Consider the following 18,720-nt stretch of genomic DNA (forward strand, 5'->3'; position numbering starts at 1 on the left):
GTTATCCAAACATACAACAATGGAGGATAACATGCTGAAGGGTATTGCACTGTGGGCTATGGGCGTTCCGATCTTCGTGATCATTCTGCTTTATATGTTCGTGTTTTAAGTCGCATCTGACGACTGGACTCAAACAAAAAGGCGACCACACCGTGGTCGCCTTTTGTCGTTCATGCCGGCATTCTCAGTCGAGATCGCTGATGAGCCGTGAGGCTGTTGCCGCATCCGTGCGCCGAATGTCGATCTCGTCGCGGTGCTTTGCAAGAAGCTCGCTCGCCAGCAGCTTTTCCGCGAGATCGGCAGGCAGCGAGAGAATGACCCGGTCGCCTTTTTCTTCCGTCGCGCCAGTACTGCGCTTTCCTGAAATCATGCCGCCCGCCACCGTATTGTTGGTGTCGGGGTCGATCAGGATGAAGGAACCCGTCGAGCGGTTCTGCTCATAGGGATCGAAGATCGCCGTCTCATCGAAGGAAAGCCTGACCTTGCCGATGGCGTTCATCGGAAGCGACGTTTCATGCGCCTGCCATTCGCCTTCCTTGAGGTTCAGCTGGCTGACGGGCTGAACACTGACACGCTGTCGGCGGCTGCCGCTTTTCAGCCAGTAGCGCTTGCCGGCCTCGATGCCTCCGGGCTGCAAAGCCACGATCTGCGCGTCGAAGGCAAGGCCAGTCTGAGGCTGCGCCTCGATGGAGACAATCATGTCGCCGCGCGAGACGTCCACCTGACGATCGAGCACCAGCGTGACGGCATCACCCGCCACGGCGGCATTGCGCACCAGATCGAACGTGACGATCTGCTTGACGTTGGCGACCATGCCGGAAGGCAGGATAACCACGCTGTCGCCCGGCTTAACCGAACCGCCCGCAACCGTGCCCTGATAACCGCGGAAGCTTTCGCCGGGACGCGAGACGCGTTGTACGGGAAAGCGGAAGCCGCCCGATTGCGCGGAGCGAACGGTCGCCAGTTCCAGCGTTTCCACCAGCGTCGGGCCTTCATACCAGGGCATGGAAGCCTTGCCTGACAGAACGACGTTTTCACCTTTCAACGCCGACATCGGAATGGCGGTTATCTGCTTGATGCCGAGATCGGATGCGAAATCGCGGAACTCGTGGGCGATCAGTTCGAAACCGGCCTTGTCATAATTGGTCAGGTCGATCTTGTTGACGGCCAGCACGAATTGCCGGATGCCCATCAGCGCCGCGATGGTGGCGTGGCGGCGGGTCTGTTCCAGAATGCCGGTGCGCGCATCGACGAGCAGCACGGCGAGATCGGCCGTGGAAGCGCCGGTCGCCATGTTGCGGGTATATTGCTCATGGCCGGGCGTGTCGGCCACGATGAAGGCGCGCCTGTCAGTGGCGAAATAACGATAGGCGACATCGATGGTGATGCCCTGCTCGCGCTCCGCCTGAAGACCGTCGAGCAGCAGCGCGAAATCAGGCAGGCCGAGATCGTTCTGCTTGCCGCTGTCGCGGTGCAGGGTCGCGGCCTGGTCTTCCTTGACGGCCTTGGTGTCCCAGAGGAGACGGCCGATCAGGGTCGATTTGCCGTCATCCACGCTGCCGCAGGTGATGAGACGAAGCGGGCGGGTGTCGCGCGCTGCTTTCGAATGTTCGGCAAAGGGCAAAATGGTGGCCGTGGAAATGTTGGTGGTGGCAGAGGCGGTCATCAGAAATACCCCTCGCGCTTCTTTTTCTCCATGGAGCCGGACTGGTCGCGGTCAATCGCGCGGCCCTGACGTTCGGAAACGGTGGCGATTTCGAGCTCGGCAATCACATCCTGAAGCGTCGCCGCCTCGGAACGGATCGCACCGGTGAGCGGGAAGCAGCCGAGCGTGCGGAAGCGGATCGAGCCACGCTTGATCTCTTCACCGGGCAGAAGCTCCAGGCGCTCGTCTTCAGCAAGGATCATCATGCCGTCGCGCTCGATATAGGGGCGCTCGGCGGCGTAATAGAGCGGCACCAGCGGGATGTTTTCCGCCTCGATGTAACGCCAGATATCCACTTCGGTCCAGTTGGAGAGCGGGAAGGCGCGCACGCTTTCGCCCTTGCGGACCATGCCGTTATAGATGTTCCACAGTTCCGGCCGCTGGTTGCGCGGGTCCCACTTATGGTCGGGCGTGCGGAAGGAGTAGATGCGTTCCTTGGCGCGGCTTGCCTCTTCGTCACGGCGCGCACCGCCGAAGGCGGCGTCGAACTGGCCGGCATCCAGCGCCTGGCGCAGCGCTTCCGTCTTCATGATGTCGGTGTAAAGCGCCGAGCCGTGGGTGAAGGGCGTGATGTTTTCCGCCGCGCCGCGCGGATTGGTATGGGAGATCAGCTCCAGATCGTATTCCTTGACGATATTGTCGCGGAATTCGATCATCTCCTTGAACTTCCAGCCGGTATTGACGTGCAGCAGCGGGAAGGGAATGCGGCCGGGGAAGAACGCCTTGCGCGCGAGATGCAGCAGCACGGACGAGTCCTTGCCGATGGAATAGAGCATCACGGGCTTGTCGAATTCGGCTGCGACTTCGCGAAAGATATGAATAGCTTCGTTTTCAAGCGCCTTCAGATGGGGATCGAGCGGCGGCTTGGATGCGACAGTATTCTTGCTGTCCGTCTCGTGGACTGCGTTGGACATTGTGAACTCCGGGAATGTACTGAATGATTATCGTTGCGGGATGGCGGAGGTAACGGAGGTCTGCTCCGCACCGGCGACGTGAAGACCGCATTCGCGCTTCTCGTCGTTTTCCCACCACCATCGTCCGGCGCGCTCAGGCTCACCGGGCTTGATGGCGCGCGTACACGGCTCGCAGCCGATGGACGGGTAACCGCGCTGATGCAACGGATTGATGGGGATGTTCTCCTGGGCGACATGCGCCTTGATGAGGTCGATATCCCAATCAGCCAAAGGGTTGATCTTGATGAGATTGCGATCCGCATCGAATTCGGCAAACGGCGTCGTGGCGCGATTGCCCGACTGGCCGCGACGGAGGCCGGTGATCCAGAAGGCTGCACCATCAAGCGCCTTGCCGAGCGGGATCAGCTTTCTGACATGACAGCAGGCATGACGCGCCTCAACGCTTTCATAAAAGCCGTTGAGACCGTATTTTGCGGCGTAGGCGTCTATATCGTCCTGTTCGGGACGGAAACGACGGATTTCGATGCCGAAACGCTCCTCGGTTTCATCGATGAGATCGACGGTTTCCTTGAAAAGACGGCCAGTTTCAAGCGTGACAACGTCGATCGGCAGGCGGTGGGTGCCGATCGCGGCGGTGATGACCTGATCCTCGATGCCGAGGCTGGTGGTGAAGACCGCGCGCCCGCCGAGGCCGGCGATAAACGAAAGCCGACCCGCCAGATCGAGCCCGGCAAGCGTGGCATCGAGGGAAGCGGCATCGGCAGAGGCATTTGCTGAATTGATGGTCATTGTCACGTCCGGGATTTCCATGGCCGATTATTGTTGAAATCGGCGCTTTGGACGAGAAATGACAGTCTTTGTGCGCTGCACTTCAGAGCAAAAATGCCTCTTGCGCGCGTGCTATGAGCAAAAGATGCCCGTTCACCTTGTTCGCAGCCTGGATTTGAATTGTGACAACTTCTGCGCTAAGCCCTGATTGCCGGGTATCCGGGCTTGTGATCTACTGGTTTTACGATGATTTCGCAGAAGGCAAAATATGCGCTGAGGGCGCTTCTCTCGCTGGCCAAGGCCGACGGCGGCTGTCCTGTGCAGATTTCCGACATTGCCCGCGAACAGGCCATTCCGAAAAAGTTCCTGGAGCAGATCCTTCTCGAAATGAAGAAGGAACGCCTTGTCGAAAGCCGGCGCGGCAAGCAGGGTGGTTATCTTCTGGCTCGCCCGGCGGATGATATTACTTTCGGCGAGGTGCTGCGGCTCATTGATGGCCCCCTTGCTCCTCTCCCTTGCCTCTCCCAGACCGCCTATCGCCGCTGCGAGGATTGCGACGGCGAGAAGCAGTGCGAGATCCGCCACGTCTTCGCCCGTGTGGCCGATGCGACGCGCAACATCCTGTTCAACACCACCGTTGCGGATGCGGTGGCGGGTGTCGAAGTGCCCGAGCTTTTGACGGCCTGACGAAAAATTCGTCTAAAACACCTCAATATTTTTCGCCATCGCGGCAAAAAACCGGCAAAAATGTGAAACGCTTTTGCATTCAGCAAAGTTTTACACGACGCTTGTTGCGCCTTTCGCTTATGCTGCGCTGTATTTGTTGCCCGGAGAAACGCTCAAGGGAAACACTTTTTCGATCGTATTCGGCCTCATTGACCAACTCTACTCAACCGGTAGAGTTAAGCCATCGCAATCAGGAGGGAATACCGATGTCCAAGCTTCTGTCCGGTTTGAGCGTTGTCGCGCTCAGCCTCTCACTGGCACTTGGCGCAGCTGGCTCGGCCGCGGCGCAGACCAAGCTGCTGAACGTGTCCTATGATCCGACCCGTGAACTCTATAAGGATTTCAACGAAGCCTTCGCCAAGAAATGGAAGGCCGACACCGGCGAGGACGTCACCATCCAGCAGTCGCATGGCGGCTCCGGCAAGCAGGCCCGTTCGGTCATCGACGGTCTGGAAGCCGACGTCGTGACGTTGGCGCTGCAGAGCGACATCGACGCCATCGTGCAGAATTCCGGCAAGATCAACAAGGACTGGCGCGGCCGCCTGCCGCATAATTCCTCCCCTTACACCTCCACCATCGTTTTCCTCGTTCGCAAGGGTAACCCGAAGGGCATCCATAACTGGGGCGATCTGGTGAAGGGCGACGTACAGATCGTGACGCCGAATCCGAAGACCTCGGGCGGTGCGCGCTGGAACTATCTCGCGGCCTGGGCTTGGGCCAATGAAGAGTTCAAGGGCGACAAGGACAAGATCAAGGCCTATGTCGGCGAGCTCTACAAGCGCGCTCCGGTTCTCGACACCGGCGCCCGTGGTTCCACGGTAACCTTCGCACAGCGCCAGATCGGCGACGTGCTGCTCGCCTGGGAAAACGAAGCCTATCTGGCCGGCCAGGAATTCGGCGCTGACGCTTTCGATATCGTCGTTCCGCCGATCTCGATCCTTGCCGAGCCGCCGGTCGCCGTGGTTGACGCCAATGTCGACGCCAAGGGCACCCGCAAGGCAGCCGAAGCCTATCTGCAATATCTCTATTCCGACGAGGGCCAGAATATTGCGGCCAAGCACTTCTATCGTCCGTCCAACCCGGCCGTTGTCTCCAAGGACCTGCTGAAGCAGCTGCCTGACATCAAGCTCGTCACCATTGACGACCCGATCTTCGGCGGTTGGGCAAAGGCGCAGCCGGAACATTTTGGTGACGGCGGCATCTTCGACCAGATTTACAAGCCCGCGAAGTAAGCGGATGATGGGGTGAACGTAGTCACCCCGTCCCACGGGACAAGACAAATCAGAACCTGATCGACCGGACGCCGTGCCGGTCGATACTTTATAATAAGCGCCGGGGGAATACCGGCTCCCAGAGAGCACCTCCAGGACGGGCAGACCTCGGTTGACTGTCCCGGAAATGTTCAAAAACTAAGATTATCCGGAGCCTTGATGAGCAATAATATTTCCGGAAGCAGGTGGAGGTGGCGGCAGTCGAGCGTCATACCGGGCTTCGGCCTGACGTTTGGTTACACCGTCACCTATCTGTTTCTCATCATTCTTATTCCGCTTGGCGGCCTTATCTGGTCCACGGCGAAACTCGGTTTTGCAGATTTCATTGCGATTGCCACGGATAGCCGTACGCTGAATGCGTTGCGCGTCAGTTTTGGCACGGCGTTCCTCGCCGCATTGGTCAATGTGGTCTTCGGCGTCATCGTCGCCTGGGTTCTCACACGTTACCGCTTTCCCGGTCGCCGCTTCGTGGATGCCATCGTGGACCTTCCCTTTGCGCTTCCAACGGCGGTCGCGGGCATTGCGTTGACGGCGCTTTACGCCAATCGCGGCTGGGTCGGTTCGCTGTTTGAGCCCTATGGCATCAAGATTGCGTTCACGCCGACTGGCATCGTCATCGCGTTGATCTTTATCGGCCTGCCATTCGTGGTGCGCACCGTGCAGCCGGTGATGGAGGAGATCGACCGGCAGGTGGAGGAGGTGGCAGCAACGCTCGGTGCCAATCGTTTCCAGACCATCACCCGCATTCTGTTGCCGAGCCTCACACCCGCCATCCTAACGGGGTTTGCGCTGGCCTTCGCGCGTGGTGTCGGAGAATACGGCTCGGTCATCTTCATCGCCGGCAATATTCCCTACGTCTCGGAAATCGCGCCGCTCCTCATCGTCATCCGGCTGGAGGAGTTCAATTATGCGGCCGCCACCGGCATTGCCACCATCATGCTGATCATCTCCTTTGCCATGCTGTTCCTCATCAATCTCATTCAGGCCTGGAGCCGCAAGAGGTACGGTTATGTCTGAGACTGTTTCCCGCACCACATCCCGGCCGTTCCGCGACCCCGCCAGCGAAAGCCTGCCAGCGCGGCTGGCCCTGATCGCCATCGCCTTCGTCTTCCTCGCTGCATTTCTCGTCCTGCCCCTGGTTTCCGTCTTCTTCGAAGCATTCCGCAAGGGCACGGAAAGCTTCTGGGAGGCGATTTTCGAGCCGGATGCGCTTTCCGCCATTCGCCTGACGCTGCTCGTCGCCGCTATTTCGGTGCCGCTCAACCTCATTTTTGGAGTAGCGGCCGCCTGGGCCATTGCGAAATTCGAGTTCAAGGGCAAGGCATTCCTGATCACGCTGATCGACCTGCCATTCTCGATCTCTCCGGTCATATCAGGTCTGGTCTATGTCATCCTGTTTTCCTCGCACAGCGTGCTCGGCCCATGGCTGAAGAGTTACGGCATCGAGATCCTCTTTGCGGTGCCGGGCATCGTGCTCGCCACCATCTTCGTCACCTTTCCCTTTGTCGCGCGCGAGTTGATCCCGCTGATGCAGGATCAGGGCAATGGTGACGAGGAGGCGGCGATTTCGCTTGGCGCATCCGGCTGGCAGACCTTCTGGTACGTCACGCTGCCGAACATCAAATGGGGCCTGCTTTATGGCGTGCTGCTCTGCAACGCCCGCGCCATGGGCGAGTTCGGCGCCGTCTCGGTGGTTTCAGGCCATATTCGCGGCGAGACCAACACCATGCCGCTGCATGTCGAGATACTCTATAATGAGTACAATATCGGCGCATCCTTCGCCGTCGCGACGCTGCTTGCCGGTCTGGCTCTGGTGACCCTCGTTCTCAAAACCATTCTCGAAATACGCTTTGGCGCGGGCAACGCAGCCGGCAAGCATTGAAAGGCATCTTCATGGAAGTGAAAGTTTCCGGCATCACCAAGCAGTTTGATCGCTTTCCGGCGCTGAACGACGTGTCGCTCAACATTCGCTCGGGCGAGCTGATCGCGCTGCTTGGTCCTTCCGGTTCCGGCAAGACGACGCTGCTGCGTCTGATTGCCGGTCTTGAGCAGCCGACGACGGGCCAGATTTTCTTCGGCGACGAAGACGCCTCGCATCGCACCGTGCAGGAGCGCAATGTCGGTTTCGTTTTCCAGCATTACGCGCTGTTTCGCCACATGACGGTGGCAGACAACATTGCTTTCGGCTTGAAGGTGCGACCCTCCGCCAAGCGTCCGCCAAAAGCGGAAATCCGCAAGCGCGTGTCCGAGCTTCTCGACATGGTGCACCTTTCCGGGCTTGAAAAACGCTACCCCTCGCAGCTCTCGGGTGGCCAGCGCCAGCGGGTGGCGCTCGCCCGCGCCGTCGCCATCGAACCGAAGGTGCTGCTTCTCGATGAACCCTTCGGTGCGCTGGATGCCAAGGTGCGCAAGGAGTTGCGCCGTTGGCTGCGTGAATTCCACGACCGCACCGGCCACACCACCGTCTTCGTCACCCACGATCAGGAAGAGGCGCTGGAACTGGCGGACCGCGTCGTCGTCATGAGTCAGGGCAAGATCGAGCAGGTCGGCACCGCCGATGACGTCTACGACACGCCGAACTCGCCCTTCGTCTTCTCCTTCATCGGCGAATCCTCCAGCCTGCCGGTCACCATCCGTGATGGCCATGTGCTGTTCCAGGGCGAAAGCATCGGCGTAAACGAAAGCGGCACAGGCGAGGGCGAATTGTTCTTCCGGCCGGAAGACGTGGTGCTGACGGACGAAAAGGACGCGCTTTACGGCAAGGTCACCACCTGTCGCCGCCTGGCCGGCACCCGCATCGCCGAAATCGACATCGCCAATAACGGCCATGAACCCTACCACCTCGAGATCGAAGTGCCGCTCAACGCCGCCGTGGCGGTGGGTGCCGAACTGCGGTTCCGCCCGACGCGGTGGAAGGTGTTCGGGAAGAAATAAGGAAGAGGTGACCGCATTTGACGGTCGATGATGTTTCGCTTTCTAACGCGCGCCACGTTTACTCCGATTCCACGTTACACCACGGTTGAAATCATCGACGGTTCTGGGTGTCGTTACCCCCCTCTGTCCTGCCGGACATCTCCCCCTCAAGGGGGGAGATCGGCAGGAGGCTTTCTTGCCACTTCATTTCCAACCGCCGAGATGCGCGAGACCTCGCCACGGAACGATCTCCCCCCTTGAGGGGGAGATGTCCGGCAGGACAGAGGGGGGTAACGACACCCAGAACCGTCGATGGTTTCAACGGCGGTGAACTGCAATCTGATTAAGGAGATTTTCTCGTCGCGAGAGAACCGCACCTGCACTCGAAGCGCAGATTTCTCAATAGCCGAAGCAATAAGCAAAAACGGAAAAGGGCCGCCTGAGCGACCCTTCCATGAGTTTGGTCCTGTTTACAGACCCGGGACTGTTTCTCAACGTTCCGAAGGCAGAAGAGGTTTACAACGAGGGCTGCCCCGTCGAAAACACACCCTTTCCATTGCCTGCACCAGAGACCGAAATCTCACTAGACATTGGATCACCTCCTTCCGATACGTTGAACATAACTAGAAGGTAGTACGATTCGTGAGTAATGCAAGAGGGCTAACTGAGAACTTGCTTTGCGGAATCTAGTCGACCCGCATTACGATCTTGCCGATATGGCTGCTGCTTTCCATCAGCCGGTGCGCTTCCGCAACCTCATCCAGTGTGAAGACGCGGTTGATGACCGGTGCGACCTGGCCGCTTTCGATCAGCGGCCAGACCTGATCCACGAGATCGTCACGGATGGCGCGTTTCTCGTCCGCCGTGCGCGGGCGCATGGTGGAGCCGGTGACGGTCAGGCGCTTGACCATGATCGGCGTGAGGTTGACCTTGTCGGCCACGGCGCCCCCCAGGAAGGCGATGATGGACAGGCAGCCGTCCTTGGCCAGCGCCGCAAGGTTCTTTTCGAAATAGGCAGCACCGATCATGTCGAGAACGACATCGACGCCCTTGCCGCCGGTTTCGGATTTCACGACTTCGGCGAAATCCTCGTCGCGGTAATTGATCGCCCGTTTGGCGCCGAGCTTCACACAGGCCTCGCATTTTTCCGCAGAGCCCGCCGTGGCATAAACTTCCGCGCCAAAGGCTTTGGCAAGCTGGATCGCCGTCGTGCCGATGCCGCTGGTGCCGCCGTGGATGAGCACGGTTTCACCTTCGGTCAGGCCCGCCATCTGGAAGAGATTGGCCCAGACGGTGAAGAAGGTTTCCGGCAAGGCTGCGGCTTTGACGGCGTCGTAACCTTTGGGAAAGGGCAGGGCCTGCCCAGCGGGAACGGCGCAATATTGCGCATAACCGCCGCCATTGGCGAGCGCGCAGACCCTGTCGCCAAGCTTGAATTCATCGACGCCTTCGCCAAGCGCAACAACCTCTCCGGCGATCTCAAGGCCGAGGATCGGACTTGCATCCTTCGGTGGCGGATAGGTGCCCTGGCGCTGCGCGACATCCGGCCGGTTGACGCCTGCTGCCTCGACCTTCACCAGAACCTCGCCTTTCGCGGGCTTCGGCAAAGGCGCTTGCGAAAGACGCATCACTTCCGGACCGCCATGGGAGGGAAGGTCGATGAAACGCATTTTTTCGGGCAGGGTCTTGGGGTCGGGCATGGTCAAGTGCAACTCCTCACTATCGGCGTCGCCTGAAGATGTAGGTCAGATGCGCCGCTTAGGGAAGAAGGCCGTTTGTCACTGGTGTCAATTTGTCTCGCCGAAGACCCGGATGACGAGGCCGCTGTCATTTTCCTTCGCAGCCGCCTTAACGCCCGCGATCTCGCTGCCGATGCGCTCGGGATTTGCGATGATCAATCCTTTGGGCAAGCTCAGAACGCCAATGGAACAGCGCAGAAGCGCGAAGTCCCGCTCATTGCCGTGCCGGTCCTGGCCCTTCATGCAGCCCGCCTCGCGATCCTCGGCCGAATACAGTTCCGCGACATCGTCGTGGAAATCGCTGAGCAGCCGCTCGAGTATTTCCGTCAGGTCTTCCACCGCCCAGTCGCGCACGCCGATGAAGAAGTCATCACCGCCAATATGTCCGAGGAAGCAGTCGCCGGCAAAAAAGTAACGGCGCATCAGTGCCGAAAACAGGGTGATGGCGTGGTCGCCGGCGTTGAAGCCGTATTTGTCGTTGAAGGGTTTGAAGTTGTCGAAGTCGCAATAGCAGAAGAAGCGTGTCTCGTCGCCATCGCTGCAGCGGTCGGCGATGAAGCCGCCAATCGCGCGGTTGCCCGGCAGTGCCGTCAGCGGGTTCTGGTCCTGCGCCATCTTCAACTGTTTTTCATTGATGACCTTGATCAGCGAAGCGGCGGAAACGATACCGGCATAACGCATGTTTTCGGTGAGGATAATGCAGGCGCTGCCGCCCATGCTGGCAAACATGTTCATCAACTGGTCGGCATCGGCATCGAGACCGACGATCGGCGCGGCGTCGACGAAATGGGAGATGGTGCGCTCATAGATCTTGTTCTTGAGCAGGTCACGGCCAAAGGGTCGGTAGATATATTCCTTGAGATGATATTCGTTGATGACGCCGCGCGGTTCGCCGTTGGCATTGAGAACCGGAAAAAACGCCTGCTGCGGGTTTCTCCGGAAGAGCTCGAAGACGCTGTCGACGCTGTCATGTTCGAAGACGGTGGGAAGTCGTTCGATTTCACGGCGGATCAGGATTTCATCCAGAGTCTGGCTGTTGCGCCGCGCCACGCCGATGCGGTTGATGTGGGGAAAGCTCTCCGGCAACTCGCTGGTGAAGACCGTTGGCCTGGCGATCAGCCAGCCCTGCACCAGGTCGACGCCGAATTCGCGACACGTCAGGAACTCCGCTTCCGTTTCAATGCCCTCGGCAATGACCCGCACCCCAAGAACATGGGCAATATTGACGATGCTGCGGACAAGATGCTGCTTGCGCGGGAGATGATCGACGCCGGTGATGAAGTGACGGTCGATCTTCAGATAGTCCAGCGGAAAATCGCACAGAAGCTTCATCTCGCCGTGTCCCGCGCCAAAATCGTCGATCGCCAGCTTGAAGCCCTCTTTCCGCATGCGGGCAATCAGCGTCGTGAATTCGGGGACGCTTGTATTGTCGAAGCGTTCGGAAAGCTCGAAGCAGATGGAGGAGGGGGGAATACCCGCGCGCGCCAGATGGCCCACAAGCTTGTCGAGAATGGCGTCGCCCTGCGCGATCAGCCGCACATCGAGGTTGAGAAACAGGGTGGCGGAGGAAAAGTCAGGCAGGGTGGAGAATTTCGCCAGCGCGCGGCTCGCCAACATCTGCTCGAAAGCCTTGAGTTCGCCGCCCTGCGCCGCCTGGTCGAGAAGCGCCAGCGGATCGGAAAAACCGAGCCGGTCGTGGCCGCGCATCAGTGATTCATAACCGAAAATAGTGCCCGTCGTCGCCTCGACGATCGGCTGAAACGCGGTTTCCAGCACGAGCTTCGCCATGGGAAACATGTGCCCGGAGGCAAATCGCCTTACGGCATCGTTTTCCAGCGTAACGGCCTGCATTTCTGTTCTCCGCTATTACGGCTTTCCTTCCGTGGCTGACGTAAGGAGAGCCTTTCTCTTTTGCGGCGAACAATCGCAGATTACAGGTCAACAAAAGCTTTCACGTCTGTGAAGCTTTGATGAACGTTTTGTTGCAACCCCCTTGATATATGGGGTAGTAGCCGGGCCTCACGCCCGGCGGACATGTCCTGAGTGCGCGGCATAGAGATCGGCCACGTTCAACCGCTCTCGGTCGGCTTCCACGGGTTCCCTGGACTTCGCGCCCATACCGTGTGCGCCAGACGCCGCCCATAATCGCAGCGCTTCCCTGACGACCTCGCTACCGGATGCATAAGCCCCGCAATTGACGGCTTCGCGCATTCTCGCGGCCTGTTCCGGGGAAATCGATACTGTCACCATTGGCATGATATCACTCCCTTCTTTAAACACTGCGAACGGTCATTCGATGCCCGGATGGGTATCGGCTGCCGTCGTGGTCTAGGGCGGGCGTTTTTATTGTCTTTCGTCTGGCGCCGCTTCCAGCGAAATTTGTATCAGCTGGGATATTAGCACGGAACGTGTTCCATTCCCAATTCGCAGTATATCACGGTTTAGTTTTTCCCCCGTGACCGCGCCGGGAGCATGAAGATGATCCTCACGCGCCGGCCATTGCCGAAACCAGGGTCCGTCCGATGAGAAAGAATTGATTTACAGCAAAATAGCGACACGGAATGGCGCATTTTTTATTGATTGATCAGTCAATCAAGAATATTTTGCCGCTCTCAAGGAGATCGTCATGCCCAAGGTCGGAATGGAGCCTCTGCGCCGAAAAGCGCTTGTGGATGCGGCGCTGCGCACCATAGGCCATCATGGCTCGTTGAATGTGACAATGTCTGACATCGCCCGGGAAGCGGGGGTGTCGGCGGCGCTTGCGCATCATTATTTCGGCAGCAAGCAGCAGCTCCTGCTGGAGACCATTCGCAGCCTGCTGCGTGATCTCAGGCGTGATGCGGTGGCGGCGCTGACCCGTGCTTCCGGCCCGCGCGAAAGGCTGAGCGCCATCGTCCATGTCTCCTTCCAGAGCGACCAGTTCACGTCCGAAACGGTGGCGGCATGGCTTGCCTTTTACGTTGAGGCGCAGCGCTCGGAAGAAACCCGCCGGCTGCTGGTGATTTATTCCCGCCGCCTGCGCTCCAACCTCATGGCAAGCCTCAACCGGCTCTGCCCGCCCGATGATGCCGCACGCATTGCAGAAGGGGCGGCGGCGCTGATCGACGGGCTTTACATCAGGCACAGCTTGCGTTCCGCCCCGCTCGGCCTCGCTTCTGCACCGGCGCTGGTCGAAGACTATTTCGACATGCAGCTCAGATCCTTTCCCGATGGACAGCGCGCCAAGCCGTCCATCCGCACTCTCTAGGAGACTTCGACATGACCATCGCCACGCCACTCAGGGCGCAGCCGAAAGCCTCGCATTTCATCGACGGCGATTATGTCGAGGATAATACAGGCACGCCGTTCGACAGCATCTTCCCCGCAACCGGCGAGATCATCGCCCGGCTTCACGCCGCAACGCCGGCGATTGTCGAGCGTGCCATCGCCTCGGCCAAGCGCGCCCAGAAGGAATGGGCGGCAATGAGCCCCATGGCGCGGGGACGCATCCTCAAACGCGCCGCCGATATCATGCGCGAACGCAATGAGGCGCTTTCGACGCTGGAAACGCTGGATACCGGCAAGCCCATTCAGGAAACCATCGTCGCCGATCCGACCTCGGGTGCGGATGCCTTCGAATTTTTCGGCGGTATCGCCCCTTCCGCATTGAATGGCGATTACATCCCGCTCGGCGGCGATTTCGCCTATACGAAACGTGTGCCGCTCGGCGTCTGCGTCGGTATCGGCGCGTGGAACTATCCGCAGCAGATCGCCTGCTGGAAGGCCGCGCCTGCGCTCGTCGCCGGCAATGCCATGGTCTTCAAGCCTTCTGAAAACACCCCGCTCGGCGCGCTGAAGATTGCTGAAATCCTTATCGAAGCGGGTCTGCCCAAAGGCTTGTTCAATGTCATTCAGGGGGATCGTGATACGGGGCCGCTGCTCGTTAATCACCCGGATGTGGCGAAGGTCTCGCTTACCGGCTCTGTGCCGACCGGCCGCAAGGTGGCCGCTGCCGCCGCCGGGCATTTGAAGCATGTCACCATGGAACTCGGCGGCAAGTCGCCGCTGATCGTCTTCGACGACGCCGATATCGAAAGCGCCGTCGGCGGCGCAATGCTTGGCAATTTCTATTCCTCCGGTCAGGTCTGCTCCAACGGCACGCGCGTTTTCGTGCAGAAGAAGGCGAAGGCGCGCTTCCTCGACAACCTGAAAAGCCGCACGGAAGCGATGATCCTCGGCGATCCCCTCGATTACGCCACCCATCTCGGCCCGCTGGTCTCCAAGGCCCAGCAGGAGAAGGTTCTCGGTTATATCGAAAAGGGCAAGGCGGAAGGTGCGACGCTCATCACCGGCGGCGGCATCCCCAACAATGTCGCGGGTGAGGGCGCCTACGTTCAGCCCACCGTGTTCGCTGACGTGACCGACGACATGACGATCGCCCGCGAGGAAATCTTCGGGCCCGTCATGTGCGTGCTGGATTTCGAGGATGAAGACGAGGTTCTTGCCCGCGCCAATGCCACCGAATTCGGGCTGGCCGGCGGCGTCTTTACCGCCGATCTCGCCCGCGCCCACCGCGTGGTGGATCAGCTGGAGGCGGGCACGCTGTGGATCAATACGTACAATCTCTGCCCGGTGGAAATCCCCTTCGGCGGCTCGAAACAATCCGGCTTCGGCCGCGAGAATTCGGCGGCGGCGCTGGAGCATTATAGCGAGTTGAAGACGGTTTATGTGAGCACGGGGAAGGTGGACGCGCCTTATTGAGGTTCAGTGGGTAAGTTCACCCCCTCTGTCCTGCCGGGCATCTCCCCCTCAAGGGGGGGAGATCGGCAAGCGGCGCTACCACCGCTCCATTCGCAAACGTTGAGATGGGCTGAATCCAACCACGAGTCGATCTCCCCCCTTGAGGAGGAGATGCCCGGCAGGGCAGAGGGGGGTGAACCCACCCCAATACATTCATCGGAACCGAAGCCCCAAGTGGAGCAACCAATGCAAGCAGATTACGTCATCGTCGGCTCCGGCTCCGCAGGGTCCGCCATCGCCTACCGCCTGTCGGAAGATGGTCGCTATTCCGTCATCGTCATTGAGGCCGGCGGTTCCGATTTCGGCCCGTTCATCCAGATGCCTGCCGCATTGGCCTGGCCGATGAGCATGAAGCGCTACAATTGGGGTTACCTGTCCGAGCCAGAACCGAACCTCAATAATCGCCGCATCACCGCCCCGCGTGGCAAGGTCATCGGCGGCTCCTCCTCCATTAACGGCCTCGTTTACGTGCGCGGCCATGCCGAGGATTTCAATCGCTGGGAAGAGCTCGGCGCGCAGGGCTGGGCCTATGCGGATGTGCTGCCTTATTTCAAGCGCATGGAACACAGCCATGGCGGCGAGGAAGGCTGGCGTGGCACGGATGGGCCGCTGCATGTGCAGCGCGGGCCGGTCAACAACCCCCTGTTTCACGCCTTCATTCAGGCCGGCGCCCAAGCGGGGTTTGAACTGACGGATGACTATAACGGCTCCAAACAGGAAGGTTTCGGCCTGATGGAGCAGACCATTCACAATGGCCGTCGCTGGTCCGCCGCCAATGCCTATCTCAAACCGGCGCTGAAGCGAGGCAATGTCACGCTGGTCAACGGTTTTGCCCGCAAGATCGTCATCGAGAACGGCCGCGCCGTGGGAGTCGAGATCGAGCGCAGGGGTGTGGTGGAGACCATCCAGGCCGGTCGCGAGGTCATCGTTTCGGCCTCCTCCTTCAATTCGCCGAAGCTGCTGATGCTCTCGGGCATCGGCCCCGCCGCCCATCTGAAACACATGGGCATTGAGGTGAAGGCGGATCGCCCCGGCGTCGGCGCAAATCTCCAGGACCATATGGAGTTTTATTTCCAGCAGGTCTCCACCAAGCCGGTCTCGCTTTATTCGTGGCTTCCGTGGTTCTGGCAGGGTGTGGCCGGTGCGCAATGGCTGCTGTCGAAAGGCGGCCTCGGTGCTTCCAACCAGTTCGAGGCCTGCGCCTTCCTGCGCTCCGCCCCCGGGCTCAAGCAACCTGACATCCAGTATCATTTCTTGCCCGTCGCCATCTCCTATGACGGCAAGGCGGCGGCGAAAAGCCATGGTTTTCAGGCGCATGTCGGCTACAACCTGTCGAAATCGCGCGGCAACGTCACCTTGCGCTCCGCGGATCCCTCAGATGAGCCGGTCATTCGTTTCAACTATATGAGCCACCCCGAGGATTGGGAGAAATTCCGCCACTGCGTGCGCCTCACGCGCGAAATTTTTGGCCAGAAAGCATTCGACGAATTCCGTGGCCCGGAAATCCAGCCCGGTGAAAATATCGAGACCGATGAGCAGATCGATGCCTTCCTGCGCGACCATCTGGAAAGCGCTTACCACCCCTGCGGCACCTGCCGCATGGGCGACAGAAACGACCCGATGGCGGTTGTCGATCCCGAATGCCGCGTGATCGGTGTCGACGGCCTGCGCGTCGCAGACAGCTCGATCTTCCCGCACGTGACCTATGGTAACCTGAACGGCCCCTCCATCATGACGGGCGAAAAGGCCGCGGACCACATTCTCGGCAAAACCCCACTGCCGCGCTCTAATCAGGAACCGTGGGTAAACCCGCGAGCGGCAGTCAGCGACCGGTGAGGGTCAATGATAATCATCCTCGCGCTGGTGGCGGATCGCGAGGATTGTTACCTTTTCAGCATTCTCTATTTCAAAGAGAATGACGTAGCCTGATGAACCGAACGGAATAAGAAACTCACGCAGAAACGGGTTGTCCGCATCAATTTTCCTGCAACTCATTGGAAAATCCGCCAGTGCGGCTATTCCTTTTTCGATTGCCCTATAGGCTCGCTTAGCCGCATGTTTGTCACGGTGAAGGAGATGAGAATATAGGCGCGTTATGTTGTCGCGCGCTCTGTCGGCGAGAAAAACCTGATACGTCACTTGTCGTCGTCTTCAGCGAGCTTCGCGTCAAGCATAGTTTTTAGTTCAGCAAGAACGTCTTCCGCCCTGTGATAAACACCCGTTTTTTTGGCTTCTTCACGTGCCGCCAGCCCGCGGGCAATAAAATCTGCCTGTGACTTGCGGATTTCAACTTCCCTGCGGACCGAATCCTCGACAAATGACGATAGCGTCTCGCCGTCCTTCAGAACGCTTTCTGCCGCTTCGCGGAAATCCGCCGTTACACGCAGCGAAGGCAAAGTTGCGGTTTTCATCTTGTCTCTCCATGCGTTGCATTTGCGATGCACAGCATCTGCCATCTGTCGCAACGAGTCAAATGCAAAACTTGCAATCGCCGGCTGGCAGGCCGATAAAAGGGCCTCCCGCCCGACAATGACTGAAATCACTGATCTGGATCCCCATGCCCGTCGATTATAAGAAGCTGAAAATGCTCCGCCGTTCCCGTGTTGTCTGGGGTTCATGGCGGATTTGGAAGCCAAGGGCGGTTTTCTGGATTGGCGCTATTGCAGTTGGCCTTATCAGCGTCGGTTTCGCTTGGGCAGCGGATCGCGCCCAGCACCTCTTCTTCGCGGCCACGTCCTCAGGCGAATGGGCGTTTCTGCTGCCGCTCATCATCACGCCGCTCGGCTTTACGCTCTGCGCCTGGCTCGCGATCACGGTTTTCCCCAATGCCGGCGGTAGCGGCATTCCGCAGGCCATCGCCGCCCGGCACCTGCGGGATGATGCGGATCGTTCGCGGCTTCTGTCGCTGAAGCTTGCTTTTGGCAAGGTGGTGCTCACCGTCGCCGGTCTGCTCTCCGGCGCGTCGATTGGCCGTGAGGGGCCGACGGTTCAGGTGGGGGCCTCGATCATGCTGCAGGCCGCTCGCTGGGGCGGCATGGCGCAGGCCAAGGGTCTCATCCTAGCCGGTTCGGCCGCGGGCATTGCGGCGGCCTTCAACACACCGCTCGCAGGCATCGTCTTTGCCATCGAGGAGATGAGTAAGACTTATGAATCCCGCGCCAACGGCCTTGTGCTGACGGCCGTCATCCTGTCGGGCCTTGCATCGCTGGCTCTGGTCGGCAGCTATACCTATTTCGGCACCAGCTCCGTCATGGCGAAAACGACGATGGACTGGCTGCTGGTGCTTGTCTGCGGCGTCGGCGGTGGTGCATTTGGCGCGCTGTTCAGTGCCGGGGCGTTGCGGCTCTCCGCGCGTATCCGTCGTTTCGCCCAGAAGATGCCCCTGAAGCGAATGCTGGCGGTTGCCGCCGCCTGCGGCCTTGCTTCCGCCGTCCTCGGCATCGCAACAGGCGGCGCGACATTCGGAACCGGTTACGAACAGGCCCGTGCGGCGATAGAGGGGCAAGCCGCACCGTCCTTCTTCTTCATCGAAAAACTGGCGGCGACTTTCCTTGCCATGATGTCGGGCATCCCCGGCGGCATTTTCGCGCCGTCTCTGTCGGTCGGTGCGGGTTTCGGCAGCACCATGGCGAGCTTGCTCGGCACCAGCATCGGCCTTGGCGCCATCGTCGGCATGGCGGGTTATTTTGCCGGCGTTGTGCAGGCTCCGATGACGGCCTTCGTCATCATCCTCGAAATGACCGGCAATCATGAAGGCGTCATACCCATCATGGCCGCATCGATGCTGGGATATCTGACGTCTCGGCTCTTTTCTCGCGAACCGCTTTATCACGGCCTGTCACGGGTCTTCATCGCCCAGAGCATCCGCGCCAGACGCGCCGCTCAGGCCACTGAAACGTGATGGC

At 59.6% G+C, this 18,720-nt stretch carries 17 protein-coding genes; 9 read left to right on the forward strand and 8 right to left on the reverse strand.

Features of this window, described 5'->3' with window-relative positions:
• Positions 1 to 184 precede the first annotated feature (184 nt).
• Genes cysN through EYD00_RS02340 form a run of 3 tightly spaced genes read right to left on the reverse strand, consistent with a single transcriptional unit; the run spans position 185 to position 3,429 of the window.
• Positions 185 to 1,666 (reverse strand): sulfate adenylyltransferase subunit CysN, encoded by a 1,482-nt coding sequence (gene cysN, locus EYD00_RS02330; protein ID WP_004440439.1) that lies wholly within the window; start codon positions 1,664 to 1,666, stop codon positions 185 to 187.
• A complete protein-coding gene (gene cysD, locus EYD00_RS02335) occupies positions 1,666 to 2,619 on the reverse strand; it encodes a sulfate adenylyltransferase subunit CysD (RefSeq protein ID WP_004440441.1) in 954 nt (317 codons plus the stop codon). The genes cysN and cysD overlap by 1 nt, the downstream gene beginning before the upstream one ends.
• A 27-nt stretch (positions 2,620 to 2,646) precedes the next feature.
• On the reverse strand, positions 2,647 to 3,429 hold the full coding sequence (locus tag EYD00_RS02340) for a phosphoadenylyl-sulfate reductase (protein WP_161794428.1): 783 nt from the start codon (positions 3,427 to 3,429) through the stop codon (positions 2,647 to 2,649).
• Between the two features lie 204 nt (positions 3,430 to 3,633).
• Between EYD00_RS02340 and EYD00_RS02345 the strand changes: the two genes are divergently transcribed.
• The 5 genes from EYD00_RS02345 to EYD00_RS02365 all read left to right on the forward strand — a co-directional run bounded on the left by EYD00_RS02345 (position 3,634) and on the right by EYD00_RS02365 (position 8,318).
• Complete coding sequence (locus EYD00_RS02345; protein ID WP_004440445.1) at positions 3,634 to 4,074, forward strand: RrF2 family transcriptional regulator; 441 nt, start codon at positions 3,634 to 3,636, stop codon at positions 4,072 to 4,074.
• A gap of 245 nt (positions 4,075 to 4,319) precedes the next feature.
• Positions 4,320 to 5,345 (forward strand): sulfate ABC transporter substrate-binding protein, encoded by a 1,026-nt coding sequence (locus tag EYD00_RS02350; RefSeq protein WP_004440447.1) that lies wholly within the window; start codon positions 4,320 to 4,322, stop codon positions 5,343 to 5,345.
• Between the two features lie 198 nt (positions 5,346 to 5,543).
• On the forward strand, positions 5,544 to 6,401 hold the full coding sequence (cysT, locus tag EYD00_RS02355; RefSeq protein ID WP_004440449.1) for a sulfate ABC transporter permease subunit CysT: 858 nt from the start codon (positions 5,544 to 5,546) through the stop codon (positions 6,399 to 6,401).
• Positions 6,394 to 7,266 carry a sulfate ABC transporter permease subunit CysW gene (cysW, locus tag EYD00_RS02360; RefSeq protein ID WP_004440450.1) on the forward strand — a complete coding sequence of 291 codons (873 nt, stop codon included), beginning with the start codon at positions 6,394 to 6,396 and terminating at the stop codon, positions 7,264 to 7,266. The genes cysT and cysW overlap by 8 nt, the downstream gene beginning before the upstream one ends.
• An 11-nt stretch (positions 7,267 to 7,277) precedes the next feature.
• Positions 7,278 to 8,318 carry a sulfate/molybdate ABC transporter ATP-binding protein gene (locus EYD00_RS02365; RefSeq protein ID WP_004440452.1) on the forward strand — a complete coding sequence of 347 codons (1,041 nt, stop codon included), beginning with the start codon at positions 7,278 to 7,280 and terminating at the stop codon, positions 8,316 to 8,318.
• Between the two features lie 665 nt (positions 8,319 to 8,983).
• On the opposite strand, the gene EYD00_RS02380 is transcribed toward EYD00_RS02365, so the two are convergent.
• The 3 genes from EYD00_RS02380 to EYD00_RS02390 all read right to left on the reverse strand — a co-directional run bounded on the left by EYD00_RS02380 (position 8,984) and on the right by EYD00_RS02390 (position 12,292).
• Positions 8,984 to 9,997: an NAD(P)H-quinone oxidoreductase gene (locus EYD00_RS02380; protein ID WP_004440457.1), complete on the reverse strand. Its 1,014-nt coding sequence runs from the start codon at positions 9,995 to 9,997 to the stop codon at positions 8,984 to 8,986.
• 87 nt (positions 9,998 to 10,084) lie between these two features.
• Positions 10,085 to 11,887 (reverse strand): GGDEF domain-containing protein, encoded by a 1,803-nt coding sequence (locus tag EYD00_RS02385; protein WP_004440459.1) that lies wholly within the window; start codon positions 11,885 to 11,887, stop codon positions 10,085 to 10,087.
• A gap of 168 nt (positions 11,888 to 12,055) precedes the next feature.
• Complete coding sequence (locus EYD00_RS02390) at positions 12,056 to 12,292, reverse strand: ribbon-helix-helix domain-containing protein (RefSeq protein ID WP_004440460.1); 237 nt, start codon at positions 12,290 to 12,292, stop codon at positions 12,056 to 12,058.
• Between the two features lie 370 nt (positions 12,293 to 12,662).
• Here EYD00_RS02390 and betI point away from each other — a divergent pair, with 370 nt between their 5' ends.
• The 3 genes from betI (at position 12,663) to betA (ending at position 16,651) form a co-directional block, all read left to right on the forward strand.
• A complete protein-coding gene (gene betI, locus EYD00_RS02395) occupies positions 12,663 to 13,283 on the forward strand; it encodes a transcriptional regulator BetI (RefSeq protein WP_004440462.1) in 621 nt (206 codons plus the stop codon).
• An 11-nt stretch (positions 13,284 to 13,294) separates the two neighbouring features.
• Positions 13,295 to 14,776: a betaine-aldehyde dehydrogenase gene (gene betB, locus EYD00_RS02400; RefSeq protein WP_004440464.1), complete on the forward strand. Its 1,482-nt coding sequence runs from the start codon at positions 13,295 to 13,297 to the stop codon at positions 14,774 to 14,776.
• 225 nt (positions 14,777 to 15,001) lie between these two features.
• Positions 15,002 to 16,651, forward strand: a complete 1,650-nt coding sequence (gene betA, locus EYD00_RS02410; RefSeq protein WP_004440466.1) for a choline dehydrogenase — start codon at positions 15,002 to 15,004, stop codon at positions 16,649 to 16,651.
• A 3-nt stretch (positions 16,652 to 16,654) separates the two neighbouring features.
• Here the strand turns inward: betA and EYD00_RS02415 are convergent, their stop codons facing one another.
• Both EYD00_RS02415 and EYD00_RS02420 read right to left on the reverse strand, forming a co-directional pair.
• A complete protein-coding gene (locus EYD00_RS02415) occupies positions 16,655 to 16,954 on the reverse strand; it encodes a type II toxin-antitoxin system RelE/ParE family toxin (RefSeq protein WP_004440468.1) in 300 nt (99 codons plus the stop codon).
• Positions 16,951 to 17,226 carry a YlcI/YnfO family protein gene (locus EYD00_RS02420; RefSeq protein WP_004440470.1) on the reverse strand — a complete coding sequence of 92 codons (276 nt, stop codon included), beginning with the start codon at positions 17,224 to 17,226 and terminating at the stop codon, positions 16,951 to 16,953. The genes EYD00_RS02415 and EYD00_RS02420 overlap by 4 nt, the downstream gene beginning before the upstream one ends.
• A 146-nt stretch (positions 17,227 to 17,372) precedes the next feature.
• Between EYD00_RS02420 and EYD00_RS02425 the strand changes: the two genes are divergently transcribed.
• Entirely contained in the window at positions 17,373 to 18,716 is a 1,344-nt protein-coding gene (locus EYD00_RS02425) for a chloride channel protein (protein ID WP_034495915.1), read from the forward strand.
• Positions 18,717 to 18,720: the final 4 nt, after the last annotated feature.

Source organism: Agrobacterium sp. 33MFTa1.1, assembly GCF_004328495.1.
GTDB classification, from domain to species: domain Bacteria; phylum Pseudomonadota; class Alphaproteobacteria; order Rhizobiales; family Rhizobiaceae; genus Agrobacterium; species Agrobacterium pusense.

Excerpts from the sequence above, each read along its gene's own strand:
- cysN (WP_004440439.1), bottom strand. The coding sequence starts at position 1,666 with ATGACCGCCTCTGCCACCACCAACATTTCCACGGCCACCATTTTGCCC.
- cysD (WP_004440441.1), bottom strand. The coding sequence starts at position 2,619 with ATGTCCAACGCAGTCCACGAGACGGACAGCAAGAATACTGTCGCATCC.
- EYD00_RS02340 (WP_161794428.1), bottom strand. The coding sequence starts at position 3,429 with ATGGAAATCCCGGACGTGACAATGACCATCAATTCAGCAAATGCCTCT.
- EYD00_RS02345 (WP_004440445.1), top strand. The coding sequence starts at position 3,634 with ATGATTTCGCAGAAGGCAAAATATGCGCTGAGGGCGCTTCTCTCGCTG.
- EYD00_RS02350 (WP_004440447.1), top strand. The coding sequence starts at position 4,320 with ATGTCCAAGCTTCTGTCCGGTTTGAGCGTTGTCGCGCTCAGCCTCTCA.
- cysT (WP_004440449.1), top strand. The coding sequence starts at position 5,544 with ATGAGCAATAATATTTCCGGAAGCAGGTGGAGGTGGCGGCAGTCGAGC.
- cysW (WP_004440450.1), top strand. The coding sequence starts at position 6,394 with ATGTCTGAGACTGTTTCCCGCACCACATCCCGGCCGTTCCGCGACCCC.
- EYD00_RS02365 (WP_004440452.1), top strand. The coding sequence starts at position 7,278 with ATGGAAGTGAAAGTTTCCGGCATCACCAAGCAGTTTGATCGCTTTCCG.
- EYD00_RS02380 (WP_004440457.1), bottom strand. The coding sequence starts at position 9,997 with ATGCCCGACCCCAAGACCCTGCCCGAAAAAATGCGTTTCATCGACCTT.
- EYD00_RS02385 (WP_004440459.1), bottom strand. The coding sequence starts at position 11,887 with ATGCAGGCCGTTACGCTGGAAAACGATGCCGTAAGGCGATTTGCCTCC.
- EYD00_RS02390 (WP_004440460.1), bottom strand. The coding sequence starts at position 12,292 with ATGCCAATGGTGACAGTATCGATTTCCCCGGAACAGGCCGCGAGAATG.
- betI (WP_004440462.1), top strand. The coding sequence starts at position 12,663 with ATGCCCAAGGTCGGAATGGAGCCTCTGCGCCGAAAAGCGCTTGTGGAT.
- betB (WP_004440464.1), top strand. The coding sequence starts at position 13,295 with ATGACCATCGCCACGCCACTCAGGGCGCAGCCGAAAGCCTCGCATTTC.
- betA (WP_004440466.1), top strand. The coding sequence starts at position 15,002 with ATGCAAGCAGATTACGTCATCGTCGGCTCCGGCTCCGCAGGGTCCGCC.
- EYD00_RS02420 (WP_004440470.1), bottom strand. The coding sequence starts at position 17,226 with ATGAAAACCGCAACTTTGCCTTCGCTGCGTGTAACGGCGGATTTCCGC.
- EYD00_RS02425 (WP_034495915.1), top strand. The coding sequence starts at position 17,373 with ATGCCCGTCGATTATAAGAAGCTGAAAATGCTCCGCCGTTCCCGTGTT.